This window comes from Pseudomonas sichuanensis (assembly GCF_024749065.1).
Lineage (GTDB): Bacteria > Pseudomonadota > Gammaproteobacteria > Pseudomonadales > Pseudomonadaceae > Aquipseudomonas > Aquipseudomonas sichuanensis.
On record NZ_CP087185.1, the window covers coordinates 3,393,413 to 3,415,434 of the forward strand.

The 22,022-nt window shown below is 52.5% G+C and carries 15 protein-coding genes and 1 pseudogene; 11 read left to right on the forward strand and 5 right to left on the reverse strand.

The window, feature by feature from the left end; translation table 11 throughout:
* Nucleotides 1–41 precede the first annotated feature (41 nt).
* From mobH to LOY51_RS15300, 6 genes are all read left to right on the forward strand, one after another.
* Nucleotides 42–1,760, forward strand: a complete 1,719-nt coding sequence (gene mobH / locus LOY51_RS15275; protein ID WP_258641864.1) for a MobH family relaxase — start codon at nt 42–44, stop codon at nt 1,758–1,760.
* A 196-nt stretch (nt 1,761–1,956) separates the two neighbouring features.
* Nucleotides 1,957–5,265 (forward strand): hypothetical protein, encoded by a 3,309-nt coding sequence (locus tag LOY51_RS15280; RefSeq protein ID WP_258641865.1) that lies wholly within the window; start codon nt 1,957–1,959, stop codon nt 5,263–5,265.
* Entirely contained in the window at nt 5,231–5,677 is a 447-nt protein-coding gene (locus LOY51_RS15285) for a response regulator (protein WP_258641866.1), read from the forward strand. The genes LOY51_RS15280 and LOY51_RS15285 overlap by 35 nt, the downstream gene beginning before the upstream one ends.
* Nucleotides 5,671–6,855 carry an alpha/beta hydrolase gene (locus LOY51_RS15290; protein WP_258641867.1) on the forward strand — a complete coding sequence of 395 codons (1,185 nt, stop codon included), beginning with the start codon at nt 5,671–5,673 and terminating at the stop codon, nt 6,853–6,855. Before LOY51_RS15285 ends, LOY51_RS15290 begins: the two co-directional genes overlap by 7 nt.
* Nucleotides 6,856–8,143: 1,288 nt before the next feature.
* Entirely contained in the window at nt 8,144–8,896 is a 753-nt protein-coding gene (locus LOY51_RS15295) for a TonB-dependent siderophore receptor (protein WP_258641868.1), read from the forward strand.
* A gap of 11 nt (nt 8,897–8,907) precedes the next feature.
* Nucleotides 8,908–9,165, forward strand: a complete 258-nt coding sequence (locus tag LOY51_RS15300) for a TonB-dependent receptor (RefSeq protein ID WP_258641869.1) — start codon at nt 8,908–8,910, stop codon at nt 9,163–9,165.
* Nucleotides 9,166–9,225: 60 nt separating this feature from the next.
* Here LOY51_RS15300 and LOY51_RS15305 read toward each other — a convergent pair whose 3' ends face one another.
* The 5 genes and pseudogenes from LOY51_RS15305 to LOY51_RS15325 form a co-directional block, all read right to left on the reverse strand.
* The gene (locus LOY51_RS15305) at nt 9,226–11,658 is read right to left on the reverse strand and encodes a TonB-dependent siderophore receptor (RefSeq protein WP_258641871.1); all 2,433 of its coding nucleotides are present in this window, start codon (nt 11,656–11,658) and stop codon (nt 9,226–9,228) included.
* Nucleotides 11,659–11,759: 101 nt separating this feature from the next.
* Complete coding sequence (locus LOY51_RS15310) at nt 11,760–12,698, reverse strand: FecR domain-containing protein (protein ID WP_258641873.1); 939 nt, start codon at nt 12,696–12,698, stop codon at nt 11,760–11,762.
* A gap of 4 nt (nt 12,699–12,702) precedes the next feature.
* On the reverse strand, nt 12,703–13,203 hold the full coding sequence (locus tag LOY51_RS15315) for a sigma-70 family RNA polymerase sigma factor (RefSeq protein ID WP_258641875.1): 501 nt from the start codon (nt 13,201–13,203) through the stop codon (nt 12,703–12,705).
* Nucleotides 13,204–13,688: 485 nt separating this feature from the next.
* Nucleotides 13,689–14,493 (reverse strand): annotated as a pseudogene (locus LOY51_RS15320) (IS5 family transposase).
* Between the two features lie 178 nt (nt 14,494–14,671).
* Nucleotides 14,672–14,860, reverse strand: coding sequence for a hypothetical protein (locus tag LOY51_RS15325; protein ID WP_258641878.1), 189 nt, complete (start codon nt 14,858–14,860; stop codon nt 14,672–14,674).
* Between the two features lie 32 nt (nt 14,861–14,892).
* Between LOY51_RS15325 and yhhA the strand changes: the two genes are divergently transcribed.
* The 5 genes from yhhA to LOY51_RS15345 all read left to right on the forward strand — a co-directional run bounded on the left by yhhA (nt 14,893) and on the right by LOY51_RS15345 (nt 21,860).
* Nucleotides 14,893–15,075 (forward strand): YhhA family cyclophane-containing RiPP, encoded by a 183-nt coding sequence (gene yhhA, locus LOY51_RS27185; RefSeq protein ID WP_374046954.1) that lies wholly within the window; start codon nt 14,893–14,895, stop codon nt 15,073–15,075.
* A 9-nt stretch (nt 15,076–15,084) separates the two neighbouring features.
* The gene (gene yhhB / locus LOY51_RS15330; protein WP_258641879.1) at nt 15,085–17,259 is read left to right on the forward strand and encodes a cyclophane-forming radical SAM/SPASM peptide maturase YhhB; all 2,175 of its coding nucleotides are present in this window, start codon (nt 15,085–15,087) and stop codon (nt 17,257–17,259) included.
* Nucleotides 17,216–18,229: a hypothetical protein gene (locus LOY51_RS15335; protein ID WP_258641881.1), complete on the forward strand. Its 1,014-nt coding sequence runs from the start codon at nt 17,216–17,218 to the stop codon at nt 18,227–18,229. Before yhhB ends, LOY51_RS15335 begins: the two co-directional genes overlap by 44 nt.
* Entirely contained in the window at nt 18,214–18,702 is a 489-nt protein-coding gene (locus LOY51_RS15340) for a GNAT family N-acetyltransferase (protein WP_258641882.1), read from the forward strand. The genes LOY51_RS15335 and LOY51_RS15340 overlap by 16 nt, the downstream gene beginning before the upstream one ends.
* 116 nt (nt 18,703–18,818) lie before the next feature.
* Nucleotides 18,819–21,860, forward strand: a complete 3,042-nt coding sequence (locus LOY51_RS15345) for an SIR2 family protein (RefSeq protein ID WP_258641883.1) — start codon at nt 18,819–18,821, stop codon at nt 21,858–21,860.
* Nucleotides 21,861–22,022 lie beyond the last annotated feature (162 nt).

Here is a 22,022-nt window from a genome sequence, read left to right on the forward strand (position 1 = left end):
AAAAGGCAAAAGGACCTCCCGAACGAACAGCAGGTCATGCGATGAAACGCTGGTGGTTAACATTTCAAAAAGGTGAGGCGGCAGAGCCCACCCCCACGCTCATCGCCGAGGGCTTCATGCTCCCCCAGTCGGCCGAATCTCTGCTCGCCGCCGATCACCGGAGAAAGCTGCTCGAACGCATCTGGCAGTACACGGCCCTCTCCGAAGCACAATTTGATCAGCTCTACCTCGAGCCCATCCGCCGTTACGCCAGTTACGTACAGCAGCTCCCGGCGAGCGAAAGCCATCATCACGCCTATCCCGGGGGCATGCTCGATCATGGGTTGGAGCTGGTGGCCTGCAGCTTGAAGCTGCGCCAGTCCTACCTCCTCCCCAATGACGCGGCACCAGAAGACCAGGCTGCTCAGGCCGATGCCTGGAGTGCTGCGATTGCCTACGGCGCTCTGCTCCATGACATCGGCAAAATCGCGGTCGACCTGCAGGTCGAGTATCGGAATGCCGAACGCTGGCACCCCTGGCACGGCCCACTGAACCAGCCCTACCGTTTCCGCTACCACCCAGGCCGCGATTACAAGCTGCACGGCGCCGCGGCGGGGTTGCTCTGTACGCAGATCCTACCGCCCGCCCTGCTCGACTGGCTCAGCGATTACCCCGAGTTGTGGGGCCAATTGCTGTTCCTGCTCGCAGACCATTACGAGCACGCTGGGACCCTCGGGGAATTGGTGCTGCAGGCTGACCGGGTGTCCACCGCCCAAAACATCGGTGGCAATCCCGCGAAGGCTTTGCAGGCACCCAAGCACTCGCTGCAGCATCATCTGCTGACGGGACTGCGCCATCTGGTGAAGAACGAGTTCAAGCTCAACCAGCCCGGCGCAGCCGGCTGGCTAACTAAAGACCACCTGTGGCTGGTCAGCAAGACCACAACCGACAAGCTGCGCGCACATCTGCTGGCTCAGGCTGTAGACGGTATCCCCTCCTCCAACATCGCCTTGTTCGATGAGCTGCAATCCCATGGATTGGTGGAAGCGACGCCGGAAGGCAAAGCGGTTTGGAACGCCACTGTCACAGACGGTGACTGGCAGCACCGCTTCACCTTCCTCCTCCTGCAGCCGAGCCTGATTTGGGCCGATGAGCTCCGACCAGACTACTTTAGCGGCACGATTGAAGCGATGACGATCGCCCCCCTGCCAACTAGTGAAACCAGCGAATCGAGTATAGCTGGGCCGCAAACTGCCGCGGATGAGACGCGGCCGGCCGCCGCTCCCCAGAGTCAGGAGTTCGATTACCTCGACGATCTGATGGATATGTTGGAGGAGCCGCGTCAGCCTGAGACCAACTCAAGCACTAGAAGCGAGCAGTCTGCAAATGCGCCACCCCAGGATGCGGAGGGGATTGCGTTTCTAGAGTGGCTGCGCGAGGGCATTCAGCACCATCGATTACTAGTAAATGAGAGCAGGGCTAAGATCCATACTGTCAATGGAATGTTTTTCCTAGTCACTCCAGGTATATTCCAACGTTATGTGTTGGAACATTCAGAGCAGGCTCAAGGAGAGAATCCGTCCGATGAATGGCGACGAATTCAACGAGTTTTTGAAAAACTAGGCATTCATTTGAAGCGTTCGGATGGCAGGAACATCTGGACATGTGGAGTCAAAGGTCTTCGTAAAAGCAGCCTGGTCAATGGATACTTGATGCAAGAAAGCGAATCCATTGGAGCTAAGCTTTTACCGAACAACCCATATCTTACCTTAAGGGATTGAGAAGCGGTCGCCGCAAGCGCATCGAAAGGGAGTTCCTGAGTCTTCGGTCAAAATCGGTAACCGCCGTGGCTGCGGAGGCAGCGTTGGTGCACGAACGTAGCACGCCCGATTGCGCGGCAGCGTTCAAATGGGGATTACCGTACCGACAAGTGGTGGTAGAATGCCATCATTTTACAATCATGCAATGAGCATCGTTATGAACACTCCGCGAAAAATAAAAGGGAAAAAGTATACTGTTGACCTGTCAATCCTATCTGCTCGGCGTGAAGAAAAGGCGCAGCAAACGGCAAATAGAGTAGCAAACCAGGTGTGCGAACTTGATCGCGGAAAAGAATACGACTTAATATTTCAGCTGGCGAGCCACCCCAAACTACCTGAAATGTTAAACCCAGTATATGCATTCGACAGAAAGCATTACGACGCACTTATTTTCAGCAATCGACTTAGTGCCGACGGCTTCATGCATTGGACCCTTGGACTCTTTTATAAAAATGAAAAAACCTTAAGCGAGTTCCTAGAACTACAACAAAAAGTTACATTCAAAATATTGAAAAATGAACCTGATGCCGCATTCAGTCTACTTGATGAAATTGACAGCCTCAGCAAAAGTTGGTGGTCCATCCATACCAGGACTCACATCACAAAAGAAATAAAAAAAGAAGACACTAAGAGCTTCTTATCTACACTGCAAGACTTATTTCCAAAGGCGAATGTATCAAATTCAATAATCAAATTGCAGCTAATGTCAGAAGGTAGCGCTATAGGTGTTTATCTGAATGACACTCGCTCCAGGCTCGCGGAATATCGTAGCTCTGGTATACAACAAGCTATAGAGCATGGCGGTATTGAGTCTTGCACGCACCTGCCAAAATATTTAGATCCAGACAGAAGAGTTGAACTCTATCACTTAAAATCTGAAGTCGCCGAATCAATCATAGATCAGTTTGTAACATTCAAAGAGGTCGTATTTGAAAAAATTGCAAATGGGTCTCTTTCGAGAGATCTGAAAGACAAGATTTACAAGATAGCTGATCGACTTGGCGACCATCCACTTAAACATGCAATAACAGCCAAAAACTCAACCTCAGAACAAACCTTAAGCGTCGTAAATGACTACACTATTGGAAACTATAGCAATGTAGTACTAACAATTGGAGAAATGCTCAAAAACGAAAATCCAGCTATATTTGGATTAATTGAGATATATGCAAAATCAAAAATATACCTCGAATCAAACAATTCCAGAGAAACATTTCTAGATCAGCTGGCTGGCGACCTCTCCTCAATACTTCAGTGCGAAAAAAACACAGTCGAAAAAATTGAGAACCTAAGCAAGCTAACGGTAAAATTTAAAACTGAAGCATGGGCGAAATCCCTATCTTTCCATCTACTGTCCATACTTGAGGAGACAACGGAGCCACACAGCCTGGAGCTAGCCCGGTTGGAAACAGTCGCTCTCGGCGACTATAACACTCCAAAAGCTCTACATGGCAAATCGGCTGTCAACCTAATAAACCATGAACTGCTAACGATGCTGCCTAGCTACCGAGCAGCTAAGTACTTTACACCCCAAGAAATTGGTAGAGATCTAACCGAGTCAACCTTCCCAGTTAAATCCGATTATCTGAAATTAAAAGCACATACATTTCTGGAGTCCGGAGCGCTAATAGAAGCAGCATACTTCGCAGTTGCAGAATACCAAAAAAACAATGTTAGCTTTCACCATCTGCCATTCGGGCGAATCTGCGATGAGATGAACGATATTGAACCAGATTCGGACAACGATAGAATAGTATGCCTTGCAGCTCTTGACATATATCACAAAGAATTCAATAGCAGATTCGAAGAGTTAAAATCGGAAAAGTTTGAAGACTACATTTTTTCAGCAAAAACACACCGACTATCTTCAGTATTTAGTGCAAGGGAGCTAACACCTAATGAGGTTTACTTCTTGCATCAGATCTGCATACCGTCACAGCTCGATAACTTATTCCAATACAAATCGAATGATGAAGTAGTTCATGAAAGAGTTGCCATTATCGATCTTCTGATCAAGGCCAGACCCCAAATTGAAAAACAGCTGCGCCTAGAACGCGACAGCGTGCTGGAAGGTCTGTTCGTTGAAAAACTAAGAGCAAAAATCGAGTCTGGAAAACTTTACGTTGACGTGCAAGAGATTGAAGCACAACGCAAACATGTATATGCGGCTCTATTTAATCAAGCTAAATCGATACCCGGCGGCGTTGCGCTGAGTCCTTTACCAGATACTAACTCGCTTGAAGGATCAAGAGATCTATTCAGGCTGTCGGACACAAACGCGATCGCGGCAACCGAAAAAGCAGAGATCCTTTACACCATATTCGTAACTGCAGTGGATGATTTTGCACTGAATGAAAACTACGGCCTTGACAAATACCTGAGCGCTGAAATTCGCCATATTGTTTTTGAAGCACAACTTCGATCATGTTTTGAAAAAACCCATTTGGTCACTCCTCAAAAAGAAGGTGTCTACACTGAGAATACCCATTGGAAAAAGCATTATCAGTATGTCAATACCTGGGTAGTCAGCTCCATTGATGCTGTGCTGCGTGAATTTTCCAAGAAGGTAGATGACACACTATCCCTCACAAATGAACAGTTCAGAGTAGATGTACGACAAGAGAATTCAGAAGGCATATTCGATTTTAAAGCTTACCATCACCGATTGGTACGTATTTCAGAGATTGTCGAGTCTTCCGAAAACGCAGAGCATTTCTTCAAGGCGCTTATTGACTATATGTGGGAGATCGCCAGCGAGAGTGCTCGTCGAGCTCAGCTTCTAATAGCGAACGACCTAGCAGGCGATATCAACGACCTGCTAAACGGCCTTGAGGATGCTATTGCGGCTGCTAAAGCTGATACTGCCATGCTTGATCTGACGCAAGAAATAAAAACCGCCAGATCAATGTTCACGAAGGAAATCGAGGTTGTACTTAACTGGTTCAAATTTGTCGGAGATCAAAGCACTGACAGTCTAGAGCGCCTGGGAGTGGTTATTGAAGCTTCGGTCTCATCCTTTGAGTCCATATATGGCCACGGCCACCACAGCCTTCAATTTAGTCAAAGCAAGAGCAATCTACTATTGACTTACCGCGAATCCCGCTCTCTCTTCATTGCCATATTCACAGCGCTTGAGAACGCACAGAAATACAGTAAGGATAGCTCGCCTATAATTCTGGAGCACCAAGTAACAGAAAGCAGGAACACGATCAAAATCATTAATTCTGTATCAATACAACTTGCAACTGAGCTTGACGATATAATTACGGCGCAGAAACTCAAGTGGACTCCAGAAAACCTATGCCTCAACACAAGCGAAGGCGGAACAGGCCTCTACAAGATCTTCAGCATCTTAACTAGTTGCTCAATAGGCTTTGAATTTGACATAACCCGAGACAATGATACCTTTTCGGCAATAGTGGAGTTGAATAATGAAAGTTTTAGTGATAGAAGACAACCCGCTTAAAAGGCAAAAAGTCATGGACTTTCTCAGCACTCATCCTGACTTAATCGTTTCAGAAGCCGCGTCATACAACTCCGGACTAACACTGGCACATGAAATAAACTTTGACTTTCTCATCGTCGACATGAGCATGCCGACGTTTGATCGAAGTGAATCCACTCAGGGTGGTAGGTTCAGGGCACTCGGGGGAAAAGAAATCGCAACCAAACTTTCTAAAATGAAGCGCCTCCCTCCTTTCGTCATACTAACTGGATACAAAGACTTCAGCATTGATACGCAAAGCCTTAGCATAGATCAAATCCACGACTTACTGGGCACACTTGGCGACTCATATAAAGGCTGTATAATATTTGAGTCAAGCGACTCTACGTGGCAGGATGAACTTGAAAAAAGGATTGTTGAAATAAAATGCTGAAAGTGATATTTGTTGACGATTCTAAGCCCAGACAAGCCTTGTTTGAAAATGCCGTAAGGGAGTCTGGCCTTATCAACCATTTTACATTGATCGCTTGTGAAAGCGCTGACTCTGCGCGCTCTGAACTTTTAGAGCCCGCAGACATTCTCATACTCGACGTACTGATTCCCAAAAAGGACGGTGGAATAGCTCAAGCATCTCATAGCGCGTCACTGCTAGATGATTTAGACAATACGGCTAAGCCTTTTATTCGCCCCAGAACGATAATAGGCCTAACTGCCGACATTGATAGATTAGCCGCGCACCAGAGCAAGTTTTTATCCACCGCATCACTTGTTCTTGAAGGAAGCCTAAGCAAGCTGGATTGGCTTGCTACTTTGACCTCTCAAATAAAGGCTCACGTGGAAGCTGCCCAGCGAACTGCTCGCCTGGTGAAAGACAACTTACTCATTACTATCCATGGAATTCGAACACATGGTTCATGGCAGGCCGACTTAGTACAAGACATTAAAAAATACTCTCGATCTTTCGAGTTCGCAGAGCAAAAGTATGGATATCTAGACCTCCTTTATTTTTTCTTCCCCGCAACAAGACAAAAGAAAGCTCGAGCGGTCGGCGCAAGAGTTGCTCGTATTATCGACCTAAATCAGGACAAGCAAATTTCTATAGTTGCCCACAGCTTCGGATCAATAATATTGAGCGAAGCATTTAAGCAAATCTCGGCGTCATCAACAGTTGAAAACATTATAATTTGTGGCTCTCCACTTCTAGAGTCGACATCTATAGACCACATAGTAAGCCGCTCAAAACTAACAGTAAATGACTGCGGAACCAGCGACAGCGTACTAATTCTTTCAAAACTTTTCGTGCCAGGGCTAGGCTTTGCCGGCCGGGTAGGCTTTCAGAGAGAGCATACTTCAAGCTTCATGAACCGATACTTCAAGGGAGGCCACAGCTTATACTTCAGCAAAATAGAAGACGGGAATGATTTTTACAGTAAGCATTGGTCTCCCATCATTAACGGACAGGCGCCTGAAACTATCGATAGCCGCCCAGACCCCGTATTTAATGATCTCACCGCCCCTATAGCAAGGATGGTATCCATAGTCTTTTCGTCAAGCTATACCTATATCATAACTGCATTAGCCGCGCTGTTGATTTTTGCTATATTGCGCTAACTCTTAGTGCTTACTTAGCCTGATTGAGTACATTAGTACAGCCCTCAGATACCGAAGATAAAGCTCCAAGCAACTATCTCAACGGTTTAGGAGTAGGATACTGTGGATAGACCTGCAATACCGATGGAAATCCAAAGGACGGTAGTACTCGAGGCTGGCCATCGGTGTGCAATCCCAACGTGTCGACATCCGCCGCCGCGTTGTTTCCTTCTTGGCGTTCACGCGCACAGAAAAGGTAGACCATGCCTCTCGACACCAGGCAGCGAGTTCTGGCCTCTTCTAGCATCACTCTAGGGGACAGCGGCGTCACCTAGCTGTGCTTCACACAGGTCACTGGCGGTAAGCTGCGTCTCCTGTAGGCTATTGGCGAAGCCACGTGAGCGCCTTCAACAACGGCACTTATGGGTCGAAACTAACCGGTAACACAAGCATATCTTCTACATGCGCCGCTCTCGAAAACAACCCCTCGTGACTCGAGTCAGTACGCCTTGGATTAGATCAGCACGTCCATCACAATCCGCAGCAGGCCAGAGAAAGCCTAACTGTAAATGGGGGACCAGGTGGGGGACCAAAAAAGCTAAGGCACAAAAAAGCCCTGATAAATCAGGGCTTTAATGAGAATTAATGGCGGAAGCGTAGGGATTCGAACCTTCCAGCGCCCCACCCCCTCGCCTAATCGCCATTTCGCATGAAGGGATGCAAATGCCCGAGACTCTGCCGTTTCTGAATTCGTGACAAACGGCTGTTGAAATTCGGTGGGGCAAAAAAGTGGGGCAAAATTGCTAACCAGACGAAAGCGGACAGACATAAAAAAATCCAGTCACCATTAAGTGACTGGATTCTTTGGAGTTATTTGGTCGGGACGGAGTGATTCGAACACTCGACCCCTTGCACCCCATGCAATGCCATAGGGTTCGATAGCGGTCCATCGTGACCGGCTGCTATCGACCAATTCATTCGAAAGGTTGAGCCGTAATTCATGCTGAGCTAGCTGAACAGACCCCACTGAGAGAGATATAAAAAATCGCCATTCTCGATTGCGCATCCTCCTGAGGTTGTCGATGGGTTCAAAATAGTTTTGGCTCAGACCATCGAGCAAGGCAGTCGTCTGACACGCCTGAGCTTTTGAAACCTTGAATCAACGATGCGAGCCCTTCTCAGTGCCCTCGTCGGGGCTAATGACATCATCAAAGGCTTGTAAGTCAGCGAACCGGATCCACTCCTCAAACGCAATCCGGATGCACGTGCCAACGGGCCCTTCAACTTCGCCGGCCGCGAACACGAACTGGTGCTCAATGGCGATGTGCCAAACAACATCCTGCTCAAGGGCAACATCGATATCCACAACTGGAACTCTGGCGCCACGCCGAAAGTGCCGAGCCAGACCAAGTACGGCTGGCAGAACACCAACGCCAAGCTCAACAGCGCATACGCGGCCACCCGTCTAAGCCTGGCGGACCCGTTGAAGCTGATTGTGGGAAGCCGTCTGGATTGGTACGACAACGAAACCACCTACCCCTACCGCAATACAGAGGCGCATTTGAAAGTCACTCGCCACGTGACAAAGTACGCCGGACTTATCTATGACCTGGACGCTCATCACTCGGTCTACGTGAGCTACACCGATATCTTCAAGTCACAGAGTTTCATGGATGTCAGCGACGGGATCATCGCGCCCATTACCGGCAAAAACTATGAACTGGGCATAAAAGGTGAGTACTTCGATGGTGCTTTGAACGCGACAGCGGCGATCTTCCAGATCGACCAGGAAAACCGCGCCAATTCCGTGACCGGTCGCGACCTGTGCCCGACCTATCCGACCACCGCGTGTTATGAATCGGCGGGCAAGGTTCGCAGCAATGGCATCGAACTGGAGGTTCAGGGCCAGCTGACACCTAACTGGGAGTTGGGCGCGGGGTACACGTTCACCGAGGCGAAGTATGTCAAAGACAGCCTATCCAATGAAGGACGATTGTTCGACACCGACATCCCGCGTCACCAGTTCAAGATGAGCACCACCTACCATCTGCCTGGGCAATGAAAAAGTGGCGTGTGGGCAGCTCGCTGTATGCGCAGAACCGCATCTACAGCACCAATGCTACGAAGACGTTCATCATCGAGCAGGAGGGCTACGCGCTGGTCGATTTCATGATTGGTTTCAAACCGACCAGCCACATTGACGCCCAGTTGAACCTGCACAACGCGTTCGACAAATCTTATTACAACTCCTTCAGCAACACGGTTGCGGTACCAAGCAGCGTGTATGGTGATCCGCGCAACCTGATGCTGTCGGTGAAGTACATTTTCTGAGCGTATGCACAACGAGCACGCCGAACACCTGTGAGCCCGAGCAGACCGCGGCCTGATGGATCAATACGCGTAACGCAATGTTGTCATGAAGTTACGTGGCGCCCCGTACAACCCTCCCGCAGTGGTCGTCAGGTATTCCTTGTCGAACAGGTTGTTGACGTTCACTGTCGCCGACAGCGTTGGCAAAATCTGATAGCGCGCCATCAGACTGGTCACGGCATAGCTGCTCTGGGTGGTGGCGTAGCTCAAGGCATAACCCGACTCGCTCTGCCAGTTCACTCCCCCACCCACGGTCCATTTGTCCAGTTCGCCTGGCAGGCGGTAGGTGGTGAAAAGTTTGACACTGTTACGTGGGATTTCCGTGACGATGCGCTGGTCGTCGTCATTGAAACTGACGTTGTAGGAGTATCCACCTGAGACCTGCCATCCTTCAGCAAGCTCGCCATTGACTTCCAACTCGACGCCTTCACTGGTGGTGCCGCTCTCCGCCCGATAGGCCTGATAACCGTTAGGCTGCAGGCGGTTACCGTCGGCCACGGCCAAGTTGTCCTGCTCGACGCGGAATAGCGCCAAGCTGGCGTTCAAGCGGCTGTCGAGAAAGGCTGCTTTAAGGCCGACTTCATAACCGGTACCTTCCAACGGGTCGAGCGGCGAGCCATTGACGTCGCGGATTCGATCGCCTTGCGGGTTGAAAATCTGGGTATAGCTGGCGTAAGCGGTCCAGGTGTCATCCAGGTCGTAGACGAAACCGGCGTAGGGAATGACAATACCGCTCTCGGTGCGCTCGACTTTCGTGGTCGCGTCAGTGCTGTACAGCCAGCTTTTGTTCTCACGCTTCCAGTCCACCACCCGCGCCCCCAGTATCAGGCTGGCTGCATCGGTCAGATGCCAGCGCGAGGTGAGGTAAGCGGCGTACTGGGTTTCGGTCATGTCGCTGGCGCCTACCTTGTTGAACACTGGTTTGGGCGAATGACCGTTCCACGTGAAGATGTTGTCGATGGCATCGTCGTACCCGGTCCACGAACCCTGCCAGCCCCCGTAGTTCGGCGTACCGCGCTCTTCGATGCGAGACAGAGTGGCGCCGGTGATCAACTCATTCTCCCTGCCCAACAACGAGAAAGAGCCGGTGGCGTAAGCATCGAGGTTGTCTTGTGTCGGCGCGGCCTGCCAACGTGTCGGCATGATGGTAGCGCCGCCACCTGTCACGGGGTCTATCTCGCCATCCACGTAAGCGATGACTGAGTCATAGTCGTTGCGCGAATGACTGTACTCGACCTTGCCGCTCCAGCCATTGGCAAAGTGTTGCTCGATAGAGGCAAACAAGGTGCTCTGTTCGCGATCATAGTAGCTCCAGTCCGGGGAGGTATTGAACGAGCGCTTGAAGTCAGTCCTTTCACCCGTCGTGGTGAACAGCGGAAAACCCGTGCGCATAGGAGCATTGCTGTGGGTTACCTGGTGGTTGAAGCCCACGGTGAGCAATGTCGAATCACTCAGGTCCAGTTCGGTAATACCGTAGAGTGTGGACAGTTCCTGGCTGAATCGGTCGATCCAGGCATGCTGGTCCTTGTGGTCTGCGACGAAGCGCCCGCGAATATTGCCTGCATCGTTCAACGCACCGCCCACATCCACACTCAAGCCATAGCGATCCCAATTGCCTGCCTCGGCCGACAGCAGAACCTGCGGGTCAGTGGTCGGCCGCTTGCGGATAAGGTTGATGGTCGCCGACGGGTTGCCCAGTCCGCTGATCAGACCTGTGGCGCCGCGCACCACTTCCACCCGGTCATACATGGCAGTGTTCTGGGTGTAGTTGTCCATGTTTGCCGAAGTTGGTACTCCGTCGATCTCGAAGTTGCGGATGGCGAAACCTCGGGACATGTAGGTTGTGCTGTCGGCACCCAGGCTCTCACGAATCACCGTCACGCCCGGAGTGGCATTGAGGGCGTCGGTGAGGTTATCGAGCTTCTGGTCTTCCAGTCGCTGACGCGTCAACACGGTGATCGACTGGGGGGTTTCCTTCAGCGACAGGTTCAGGCGAGTCGAGCTACTGGATGACTCAGTGGTGTAGGACCCCGAACCTTCGGTGGTGGACCCAGGCGCCTTACCGGAAATGCTCAGTGCGGTCAGTTCTACCGCGGTGTCGCCTACTGCGGCCTTGGGCATCAGCAGGTAACCGCCGTTGCTTTCGCGGCGCACCTGCAAGTCGCTATCTGCCAGCAAGCGTGACAGGCCTTCCTCCAGGGTGTACTCACCGCGCAGACCTGGTGAAGTCAAACCCTCGGTCTGTTCGCTGGCGAACGACAGCGTTATACCGGCCCGATTGGCGAATTGCCCCAGCACCAACCCCAGTGGTCCCGGTGCGATGTCGAAGCGCGCGACCTGTTGCTGGGCAATGGCAACCCCTGGCAGGACCACACAAGGGATGACGGCGAACCCCAAAGCCAAGTGGATAGCGCGAGCCAGGGGGCTCGCCGCTTGCAGCAGACGACGGGACATACAGATTTCCTTCGGTTGGCGTGGCAAAAGCGCGGCAGTGATCGCCGCTTCAATGCTTGGCCGTATGAGAATGCAAATCGGTAACCCCTGAGGCGAATTTTTTAAACGGCGTCGATACGCACCCAGTAACGGGTCAGATAACGCACGCGGATTGGCAAGGCGTGTGCGAGGTTTTCCAGCACGGTATCGATGTCATCCAGGCGGAACGATCCCGTCACTCGCAAACCGAAGACCGCATCGCTACAGGTCAGATAACCAGCGCGGTAGCGACTGATTTCACGCACCACGTCCCCCAAACGCCAGTCCAGCGCCATGAGCATGCCTTGCGTCCAGGAATCGCTGGCCGGCGGCAACGTGCTGACGGGGTTGAATCGAGATTGATCGAAGCCCGATTGCTGCCCGGCCTCCAGGCGCAGCTTGGCGCTGAGCGCCTGCGCCGGGCGCAACTCCACGGCATGCTCGAACACCCGCACGTCGCTGCGACCATCGTGGCTGTAGACACTGAAGCGAGTACCGAGGGCGCGCACGCTACCTTCAGAGGTGTGGACTACCAACGGGCGTCGAGAAGCGTCTTTAGCGGTCTCTAACAACACTTCACCCCGGTAGAGGCAGATTTCCCTCAGTCTGTGGTTGAAGTCCGCATCAATTGCACTGTCGGTGTTGACCAACATCCGGGTGCCGTCACTCAACCGTACATCGCGGCGCTCGCCCTTGCCGGTGCGATACTGCGCCATACGCGAATTAAAGGGCTCCACCGCATAAAAACCGACGCCCGCCCCCCCTGCGGTGAGAAGTACGGCGAGCATCTTCGAAACCGCCCGGCGCCGGGCGCGAACACCAGCCAATGCAGGCAAGGCCATCTCTGGTGAAAGTATTGCCAAACGGCGCTGCAGCTTTTCCACTTGACTCCATGCCTCGGCATGCCGGGCATCCTTCGCCAACCAAGCCTGCCAGGCCCTCCATTCGTGCTGATCACCCGGCGCTGCGCTGAGTTGCACATACCAGGTGGCCGCCGCTTCAAGAATATTTCGATCTGGCACAGCGTCAACCCTGAGCCAACAACAGGCAGTTGGTGAGGGCGCGAATCATGTGTTTTTTTACGGTGGTCACCGACACGCCAAAGCGCTCGCCCGCCGCTACGTAACTCAGACCTTCCAATTGCACGGCAAGAAAGATCGTGCGGGTACGTTCGCCGAGATTGTCGAGCATAGCGTCAACTTCAGTCAGCGTTTCAATGATAAGCAGGCGGGTTTCCGGCGAAATGTCCATCGGCTCGGGGCGCAGCGCCAGCACATCCAGATAGGCCTGCTCTACCGCCTGGCGGCGAAAGCGGTCGATCATCAGCGCTCGAGCGATGGAGCTTAGGTAGGTCCGCGGCTCACGAATCGCCTCGGCATTGCGCGCTGCCAGTACCCGCAGGAAAGTATCCTGAGCTAGGTCCGCGGCATCAGCGGTATTGCCCAGCCGCGTGCGCAACCAAGTTTTCAGCCAGCCGCTGTGCGCCTGATACAACTGATGAAGAGGGGTCGAATCGAGAGCGTGCATGGCGGCCTGCATATGAGAATGCTTCTCTATATTTTTTGCGAAAGACTGTGGGGATGGCAAGGAATTTATTGCGCGCAGTGATCAGAGATCAATGCGCCTGCGATTCCAGTGTGTGCACCCGTTCATTGTTGATAGGGTTTGCATCTTCAGACTGTCACCTCAGGAGAACGTGGTGATGGGGCCGTTCAGTCTGGGAGCTCGACCAACTGATTTGGATTGGTAGCTGCCGTGCGTGAAAAACGCCCCGATACCGACACGGCCCGACCGCCTTCCGGCCATCCCGCCATGGAGGTACACTGAATTCCAGCGTGCACCACCTCGTCAGCTGTCAGAAATCGCCGTTCTCGATCGCGCATCCTGCTGGGGGTATCGCGGGTATTTTTGGGGTATATTTATAATTTTTCGACCCTGAAACGGCGCCCTAGAGCCATGTCAAGATGTTCTTTGGCGACCCTGACAGTCTTTAGGGGCTTCGTGCATGCTTGTTAGGCCCTGTACGAAAAGAGATGTCGCAAATACCCATGGAGCAAGCCAGTGAGGCCATCGCGGCATAACTTTTCGCGAGCTTGTTGAAGCGGGTCACTATTCGGCGGTTCTCTTTCAGCCAGCCAAACATGCGCTCGATGATATTGCGCTGTCGGTATTTGGGCCGGTCAAACAGTCTTGGTAAGCCAGGCTTGAGCTTGCGCTTCATCGAGCGCAACGGGATGACGGTCGCAGTGGCGAGCAGCCATTTGCAGCGCTTGCGCGGGCGGCCACGTTGGCTCGATGGAGTGCTGACCTCGTCCAACAGTGGTTGTGCGTAGCTGATGTCACTGGCTTGACCGCCGGAGAGGAGAAAGCGCAGCGGTGTTCTGTTGGCGTCGCAAAGCATGTGGACTTTGGTAGTCAGGCAGCCGTGACTGCGACCTAGAGCATGATCGGCAGGCTCGTCAGCCCCCCTTTTTCCCCGGCGCCAGATGAGGCTTGGGGTTGCGTGTACTGCGGTTGAGTCGATCATCCAGGTTTGCAGATCGATCAAGCCTTGCTCATTCAATCTCGGATGCAGACGTTTGAGCATCTGCTCGAAAGTCCCTTGGTTTCGCCAGCCCCGAAACCGTTGATACGCCGTTGACCATGGGCCGAAGCGCTCAGGCATATCTCGCCATGCAGCACCCGAGTAAAGCACCCACAGCACGCCATCGAGCATCAGGCGGTTGCTTAGTCGGGGCCGGCCTCGGCCATGGGTTTCGATGAAGAGATCGGAGACACATCCCAGGCCTCGTCCGTGAGTTCGTAGCGCCTTGCCATCACAGAATTCCTTTCCGTTAATGGCGCGTGACTCTACAAAACCTCAGCGCTGGAGGAGCGACGATTAGGATTCTCGGGATTTCGTACAGAGCCTACGTTAGCTGAGTGAGGCACCAATGCAATGCCAAAGCCCGCCCTCCTTGGTCCGATAAGCCCAACGAGCCAGCTATTGGCAAAATCAGGCCCACTCACTAAAGAAATATTCACTTACAAATTTTAAAAGAATCTCATTTTGAGCTTGGATTGCGGTCTTATTCGGCTCAATGCGCATTATTTTCTTAGAAAAAACCGGTAAAAAACGCGATCCCGCCCCCCTATCGTTGATTGGATCCACATCTTGAATTGTCATGAGGGGGTCGGTGATCATGCTGGCACATCAACATGCAATGGAGCTCAATGATGTCGTCAGCAGCACTGAAAATTGACGAGTCGACCTCGTCGACTATCCGCCAAAGCTTGTCCAAAGGCCAAAGCACCAACCCTGCAATCCAGCGCCTGCGCTCTCGCGTACTGACCGAGTCGGATGTTGGCCAAGTCATTACCAGCTACGACCGCATGCACCACCGTCACAACCGTTCGTGAGTCACCCGCATGGACGCCGCTAAGTTCTCGTCGTTTTTGGTTAAGGTGGCATCGCGATGCAACCTCGATTGCGATTATTGCTACGTCTACCACCACGCGGATCAGAGTTGGCGCTCCATGCCCAAGTTCCTCTGCCTCGAGCATCGCGAGGCATTTGCCCGCCGGCTCGCAGAATACATCCAGGCCGCTGATCTCAAGCATTGCGCAGTCATTCTCCATGGGGGGGAGCCGCTATTGGCCGGGGCGCAGATACTGGCCGACTTCGCAGCCCTGCTCCGCAAGCAATGCACCATCCAGGTTGATGTCAGCATGCAAACTAATGGATTGCTGCTGACTCAAGAGGCGCTCGACATCCTTGCAGCAGCAGACATTGGTGTATCTCTGAGCCTGGATGGCCCGCGCGCCGCAAACGACAAACATCGTTTGACGAGAAAAGGGCGTTCCAGCTTTGAAGCTACCGAGGAGGCCCTGAAGCGGCTTGAACAGTATCCATCCATTTTCGCAGGCGTGATTGCCGTCGTGGATGCGTCCACAAGCGCGACGGAAATGTTCGAGTATTTCAACCAGTTCACCATCCCACGCCTGGACTTCCTGCTGCCTGATGCCCATTGGCTGCGTCCACCTCCCGGTCGAAATCAGAATCCCGGGCTGTATGAGCAGTGGCTGGTGAACGCCTTTGATGTGTGGTTTGACCACTATGCCCATATTCCGTTGAGGACGTTCGAGGCCTTGCTAGATGTCTGTTCAGGCTTACCCTCCGGGACAGACGCATTTGGCTTCGGTGATGTTAGCCTGCTGTCGATCGAAACGGACGGCAGTTACCACGATCTCGATGTCCTAAAGGTGACCCAAGACGGAGCAACACGCCTAGTAGGTACCGTTGTGGACACGCCCATTTCCGAAGTCGCACACTCTGCGGCAATAGCTCAGCATCGTCGGTTTTTGCGCAAAGAAGGATTGTGTGACACCTGCAAGTCCTGCGAGATAGTCGACATTTGCGGTGGTGGATCCCTCCCCCACCGCTTCGCTGAGAACGGATTTGTCAATCCAACCGTGTACTGCAACGAAATGAAGCGCCTGGTGAGGCATATCAGCCAACGTCTGAGCGAACACCTAGCGCTTTGTTCAGAAGATGAAACTACGCAGCCTCTGCCGGATGCATTCGTTCTGGATGAGTTTGAACTGGCTGAGAACGCTGCCACTCATCTGTCGCACCTCTACGACAGTGCTGTGGTCGATGCCGTGCAGCGCATGCGGGACGCATTGCAACTTTACGCTGATGACGACTGCGCGGTTCAACTGCTGTCTCTAGACGGCACTCGCTTTGAACATATCGCCGCATTACCCGGGTCGATCGCTTGGGCCAGCGCCGTCCTCGCGCAGCATCGCGGGCACGCCTTGTTTGCAGTCGACGGCCAGCCGATCGATATCAACACTGCTTATCTGAGCAATCTCGTTCGACATGCTGAGCAGCTTCCCCCTTGTTCTGAACTGGCCATAGCCAAAAACGATCTCTGGCTCAGAGCCCCTTTTGGCACATCCATCTATTTCGAAAGTGAGGAGTTGACCCCGGCTGGTGTCGAGCTGGTCAACCAGGCGCTAGAGATTGTCCGGGCCTGGCGACCGGCGTTGGCTGCGGAGATTCTAAAAGCCTGCAGCGCTGTTCAGTTCGTACGAGATCCTTCAGCGGATCCTCGCAAGATCGTTTCTTTCAGCGATAACTCAGTCCCTGGCGCGTTGTATGTGTCCATCTCGCAGGGAGATCGACTGATTGATCCCTACGATCTGGCTGATTCGTTGATCCACGAACACCGCCACCAAAAACTGTATCTGCTCGAGCGCTTTGCACCGACGGTAGAACGCACCTCTGCCCAGGTCGTCTCGCCATGGCGAGAAGATCTGCGCCCACCTTCTGGCTTACTGCATGCTGTGTTCGTATTCGTTGAGCTTCGGCGGTTCTGGTTGCATGTAAGAGATCACGGGCCCGCTCAGCTTAATTCGCGGGCGGTCAACCAGCTCGCAGATACTGATCTGCATCTCAGCCAAGCGTTTGTCACACTGCAAAGCTGCCCTTTGACTGTTATGGGGCAGAACCTAGTCGATGTTCTCCAACGAGCAGCTCTTGAAGGTGATCAGCAGTATGAGTCGAACCCTGACCATTCCGCTCTCCAGACTGTCAACTGATCCTCAGATCCGACACGGGCAACTACGCGACTACTTTTGCGACAAGGACGCAGTGGCCACGCAGGTTGGTGATCAATGGTCATTGAGTTTGTATTGGTCTGACGACCCCTACCGCTACGTGGATCCTCGACTTGAAGAGGGGCTTGCTTGGTGGGGTGGACAACTTCGGTACCAGGACATGTCGGCAGCACGTAAGCGCAGGGGCAAAGTGCTGCTGTCGCTCAATGACACCTGGACACTGGAGAGCTGGAGCGAATGGCTTGCAAAGCAGCCGAAATCTTGCGAAGTCGTCGTGCTCCATGTTGATGACCATATGGATCTAGGTGCGCCTCGGATATTCATGGAGTCTGCCGCATGGTTGGATCCCATTGATAACCGGCAAATCGACCTTCTGAAGCCCGAGTCGATCACTCGCGCCATCCATAGCGGTGCATTAGGCATGGGAAGCTTCCTCACACCATTCCTCCACAGCTACCCCCTGACTGACGTGCGTCACCTCTGCCAAGCACCGAAGTGCATCGGAACGATTGATTCGGTGATCAAGCTCAAAACCGATGCCGATTCCCTGCTAGATCCTTCTGCGAGGAGGCTCGCTGTTTCGTTGGAGGAGGACGCGCCCGGTGCAGGCCAGGGGCGCTATCGTTTTACGTCCGACCTAGATGCTTGGCTTGAAGGCTTGAGTGCAAGCGATGCCGCCATTCTGCTGCACATAGATATGGACTACTTCTGCAATCGCTACGATGGAGACAGCGATCACATTGAACAGCCGGGCCCACTGGACGTGTCGCTACCCTGCGTATTACTGATGATCGACAACCTGATCGATGCATTACGCCGGCACAACCTTCTGGATCGACTTGCAGATATCGTGATCGCGTTCTCGCCTGGCTTCTTCCCTGCCGAGTTCTGGAAGCCAAGCTGTGACCGTCTTCTGTCGGGTTTAGGAGAGGCACCGTGGCAAGACCGGTAAAAGAATCGAAAGCACGGGCGACGCCTCGCAAAACGCCGAAGCCACCCGCCGTGCCCGCGAAATCCAAGCTCGGCCCGATTGCCCGTGAACATGTCCACTTCGTTCGCACCCCAGGAACCCGCGATCATGGTGGCGGGCCTGGCGGAGAGGCATGGATCATCCTGGCTGAAGGGAAACGGGCAGGCACAGCCTACATCAATATGGTCGAAGACCCTCAAAGAGGCCTTCACGCCTCTTTTCATGTCTTTTTGAACCGCCCCAGTCAAGGTCGGCAAATCGGTCGAACAGCCTATGAGCTGTGCTGCCAGGAAAGTCAGCACGACATCATCTTCGCCCACATGCGAAAATCAAACATCGCGTCACGTAAAGCCGCAGAGCATGCAGGCTTTGTGAATGCATCCGCTCCAGACGACGCTCAGTTGGTCATGGTGTGGCGTAAACCCAAGCCCACCGCTGACACCGCCCCATTATGAAGAAGGACAGCACGCCTATGGCCAGTCGTTAGCCGGCCACCTTGAAACGTTAGGGCAACGGCGACCTGCATGAACGCTCACTCATTTCCTTCAATTTTTTCTCTCGGATCTCTTACATGGACATGAATCACCCTGCGGTTGAGTTGGAAGCGGCAATAAAGCGAATCAAACCCACTAAGGACACCATCCTTGTGATCGGAACAGGGTTGAGCATGGCACTGACCAACGGTGACTACAAACAATTGTCCTGGATTGGATTGATTCGCAGTGGCTTCAGCTATGCAGTAGATCTCGACAAGATCACGCAAACCAAAGCTGATACCTGGCTCGCTCTTCTGGAAGGTGCTCCCAGCACAACTGAGATACTTCACGTGGCGGGACTTCTGTCGGATATCCTGTCGGAAGGAGACGCCTTTGACTACACCGCCTGGCTCAAGAAAGAGTTCGGTGAAATCGAGGTGCGCAACAATGAGTTGGCCGCAACCATCAAAGCCTTGTCCGAAGCTGGTGTTAAGATTTGCACCCTCAATTACGACTCGCTTCTAGAGGACGTCACCACACTCATGCCCGTTTACATGTCCGACTCGGATGAGGTCATTGAGTGGTTCAAAGGTGACCGAAAGGGGATCCTGCACCTGCATGGGCACTGGAAGAAACCTACTTCGTGTATCCTTAGTAAACAGAACTATCAGGATACGATAAAAAGCAGCACTCGCAATTTCTTCCAGCAGCATCTTACCGTCTTCCAAAACCTGGTCTTTGTTGGCTGCGGCGGTACTTTCGAGGATCCAAATTTCGACAAAACACTAGGCTGGCTCAGGGAGGAGCTCCAATCTACCAAACCGGCGACGTTTGCCCTCGTAAAAAACTCAGAGGTAAACAAGCGTAAAGCAGATCCGGCCTGGAAAAATATAGTGGAACCCGTCGGCTTTGGTTCCGAGCATTCAAGCTTGCTCCCTTTTCTACACGGTCTGTTCGCGCACCTGCTCGATCAAAGCCCTCCGACGTACCCCGACCTCACCGGCAGCAATCCGATCCAACGGATGGAGCAAGGAGAGAAAGCTGCAAGCCTGGATGCCATCCATTTCACTCTGACGCCGTCGCCACAAGCCGAAGGAGTGAGGCACGGGGAAAACTATCAAGCAGAGCAGCTCCTAAAAAACCATCGGCGCCTATGGTTGGCCGCAGATTGGGGCATGGGTGAAGAGGAGTTCGTAGCTGCACTGATTCAGCGTGCGTCAACTAAACCACCTAAAGTCTACGCAGTAAACATCGGTAATTTCATCGACAAATCCTCGTTCACCAGTCAGATCGAGGAACTGATCGGGGACTCCTTTGCCTCCTTCTGCAGTTCGTTAGCGCTGGTAGAGCATCCCTATCTTATTCTCAAAGATGCTCCTTTTGACTCCAGCGCAGACAAGGGCAAGCTGCATTCTGAACTGCGGGGTATCACTGATATTCTGACATCGTACTGCCCAAACCTAAAGATCATCGTAATCAGTCGCACGTTGCCCGATTGGCGACATGAAGCCGTTGAATTGACCTCACTAGATGGCGCAGATACCAGAGCGTACATTGAATTGCACCCGCTCTATCAAGGCGGCCTGGGCAACGATGACTTTACCCAGCTCCATGAGCACACCACTGGTGTTCCCCAGCTGATCAAGGAAGCCCTAGGTAAGCTGGTGGTAGCATCGCTGGAAGACGTTATCAGTGAACGCAGCGGATCGCGGGTCAATTTAGCAGGCCGGTTCAGCGATTCCATCAAAGCGCTGGCAACTTCCCAGGAAATCGAAAAACGCTACGCCTTCTCCCTACTGAAAAGCTTATCGGCTTTCCCATACGGCGAGTATCTGGAGAACATCAAGCGCGTTGACAGAACCAAGAAATATACGATCGCCCACGTGGTCATCCTCCAGCGCGAAGGTTTCATCTACGTCGAGGATCAGGACAAACTTGGCCACACAGGTACCCGCGGATCCAAAAAAAGGCTGATCGTCACTCGCGCGGTACGGCAATGGCTCATTCAGGAAACGAAGCCTAAAGAAGTCGCCAAGATTAATAACCAAGCGTACAAGCTCTATTTCGGCGACGACTGGGAGGTGCAAAAGCCAAGCTTCCACCTGATCTTCAAAGCCAGTGACATCACCGAAAAATCATCGGAAATCAATAATGCAAAATACTTTATTGTTGAAATTGTTGCTGAGGGCGCGAAAAATCCGCGGTGGCGTACCGTGGGCATTGACCTAGCCTCTCAATTTTGCGCGACCGTGAGCAAGAAATCGTATTACAAGGTCGTACAAGATCTCTACATCTCATTGAAACCCATGCTCGATGATAATGAAAAGAAGCATCTGTATTGGTATTTCATTTATCAGTGCGCTCAGTCATTAAGAATGTTTGACTCCAAGGCAGCCAAGGACGAGGCATTGCAAATGCTGCTGGATTGCCTCGAACATTTGAAAGAGCCTAAATTAGAAGGCTCCATAAAACTGCATATTGCGATGATTTACTCCGCTCGCAAAGACCATAAGAATGCTTTGGAATACGCCACTCAAGCGGAAAAACTGACGAAGGGCAGCATTGCCATGCAAGCGGCGCACATTGCGCTCAAGAACAGCAATCTAGCCACCAAAGAAGCCGAGATTTCGAAAATTCAGGCAAAAGCAAAAACTAAAGCTAGCACGCTCTATTCGAATATCGCATTGGATCGCGCGGAAGAATTGGCCGAAGGCCAGGCCAAGGTCGATGCCTTAAAAGCTATCGTTGATTACTGCCATGAGCACAAAGATCTTTACAACCACATTCGCGCCACTCTTGCCCATGCGGATACGCTACTCCAGGTGAAAGGCTCTTTGGAATCTAAGGAAATCTCGGCCCTCATCAGTATTTACCACCACTTGCACCATGACAACCTGAGCAACCTACACGAAAAGTGCCACCGAGTGCTTTGGGGGGCATTCGAGCGCAACAATGACTTCATCAACCTGCTACAACTATTTAAATATAGTTCACTTTATTGGCGCCTCAGGGACAATCAGAAACCCGAATTGGACGCACTCGAAAAGTTCAGGGTTTTGAGCCTGCCGTCGTCCCTTCCAGAGCGAGACCCGGCCACGTCCTATTACTATGGTCGTCTCGCAACAATAGACAATTAACGTCGAAGGGGCGACGCAGCCCTACCACTCATGGTGAAGAAAAAATGGAGCAGAAGGCGTGAGCGCCGAAGCGAAGCTGGCCCGCAAAGCTCAAAATGTGACAAGAGTCACAAAACAGCGAGGGCTGAGCACCTCTGACATCAAGTGCCCAGACCACACGCT

Excerpts from the sequence above, each read along its gene's own strand:
- yhhB (WP_258641879.1), top strand. The coding sequence starts at position 15,085 with ATGGACGCCGCTAAGTTCTCGTCGTTTTTGGTTAAGGTGGCATCGCGA.
- LOY51_RS15345 (WP_258641883.1), top strand. The coding sequence starts at position 18,819 with ATGGACATGAATCACCCTGCGGTTGAGTTGGAAGCGGCAATAAAGCGA.
- mobH (WP_258641864.1), top strand. The coding sequence starts at position 42 with ATGAAACGCTGGTGGTTAACATTTCAAAAAGGTGAGGCGGCAGAGCCC.
- yhhA (WP_374046954.1), top strand. The coding sequence starts at position 14,893 with ATGTCGTCAGCAGCACTGAAAATTGACGAGTCGACCTCGTCGACTATC.
- LOY51_RS15315 (WP_258641875.1), bottom strand. The coding sequence starts at position 13,203 with ATGCACGCTCTCGATTCGACCCCTCTTCATCAGTTGTATCAGGCGCAC.
- LOY51_RS15280 (WP_258641865.1), top strand. The coding sequence starts at position 1,957 with ATGAACACTCCGCGAAAAATAAAAGGGAAAAAGTATACTGTTGACCTG.
- LOY51_RS15305 (WP_258641871.1), bottom strand. The coding sequence starts at position 11,658 with ATGTCCCGTCGTCTGCTGCAAGCGGCGAGCCCCCTGGCTCGCGCTATC.
- LOY51_RS15290 (WP_258641867.1), top strand. The coding sequence starts at position 5,671 with ATGCTGAAAGTGATATTTGTTGACGATTCTAAGCCCAGACAAGCCTTG.
- LOY51_RS15335 (WP_258641881.1), top strand. The coding sequence starts at position 17,216 with ATGAGTCGAACCCTGACCATTCCGCTCTCCAGACTGTCAACTGATCCT.
- LOY51_RS15285 (WP_258641866.1), top strand. The coding sequence starts at position 5,231 with ATGAAAGTTTTAGTGATAGAAGACAACCCGCTTAAAAGGCAAAAAGTC.
- LOY51_RS15325 (WP_258641878.1), bottom strand. The coding sequence starts at position 14,860 with ATGATCACCGACCCCCTCATGACAATTCAAGATGTGGATCCAATCAAC.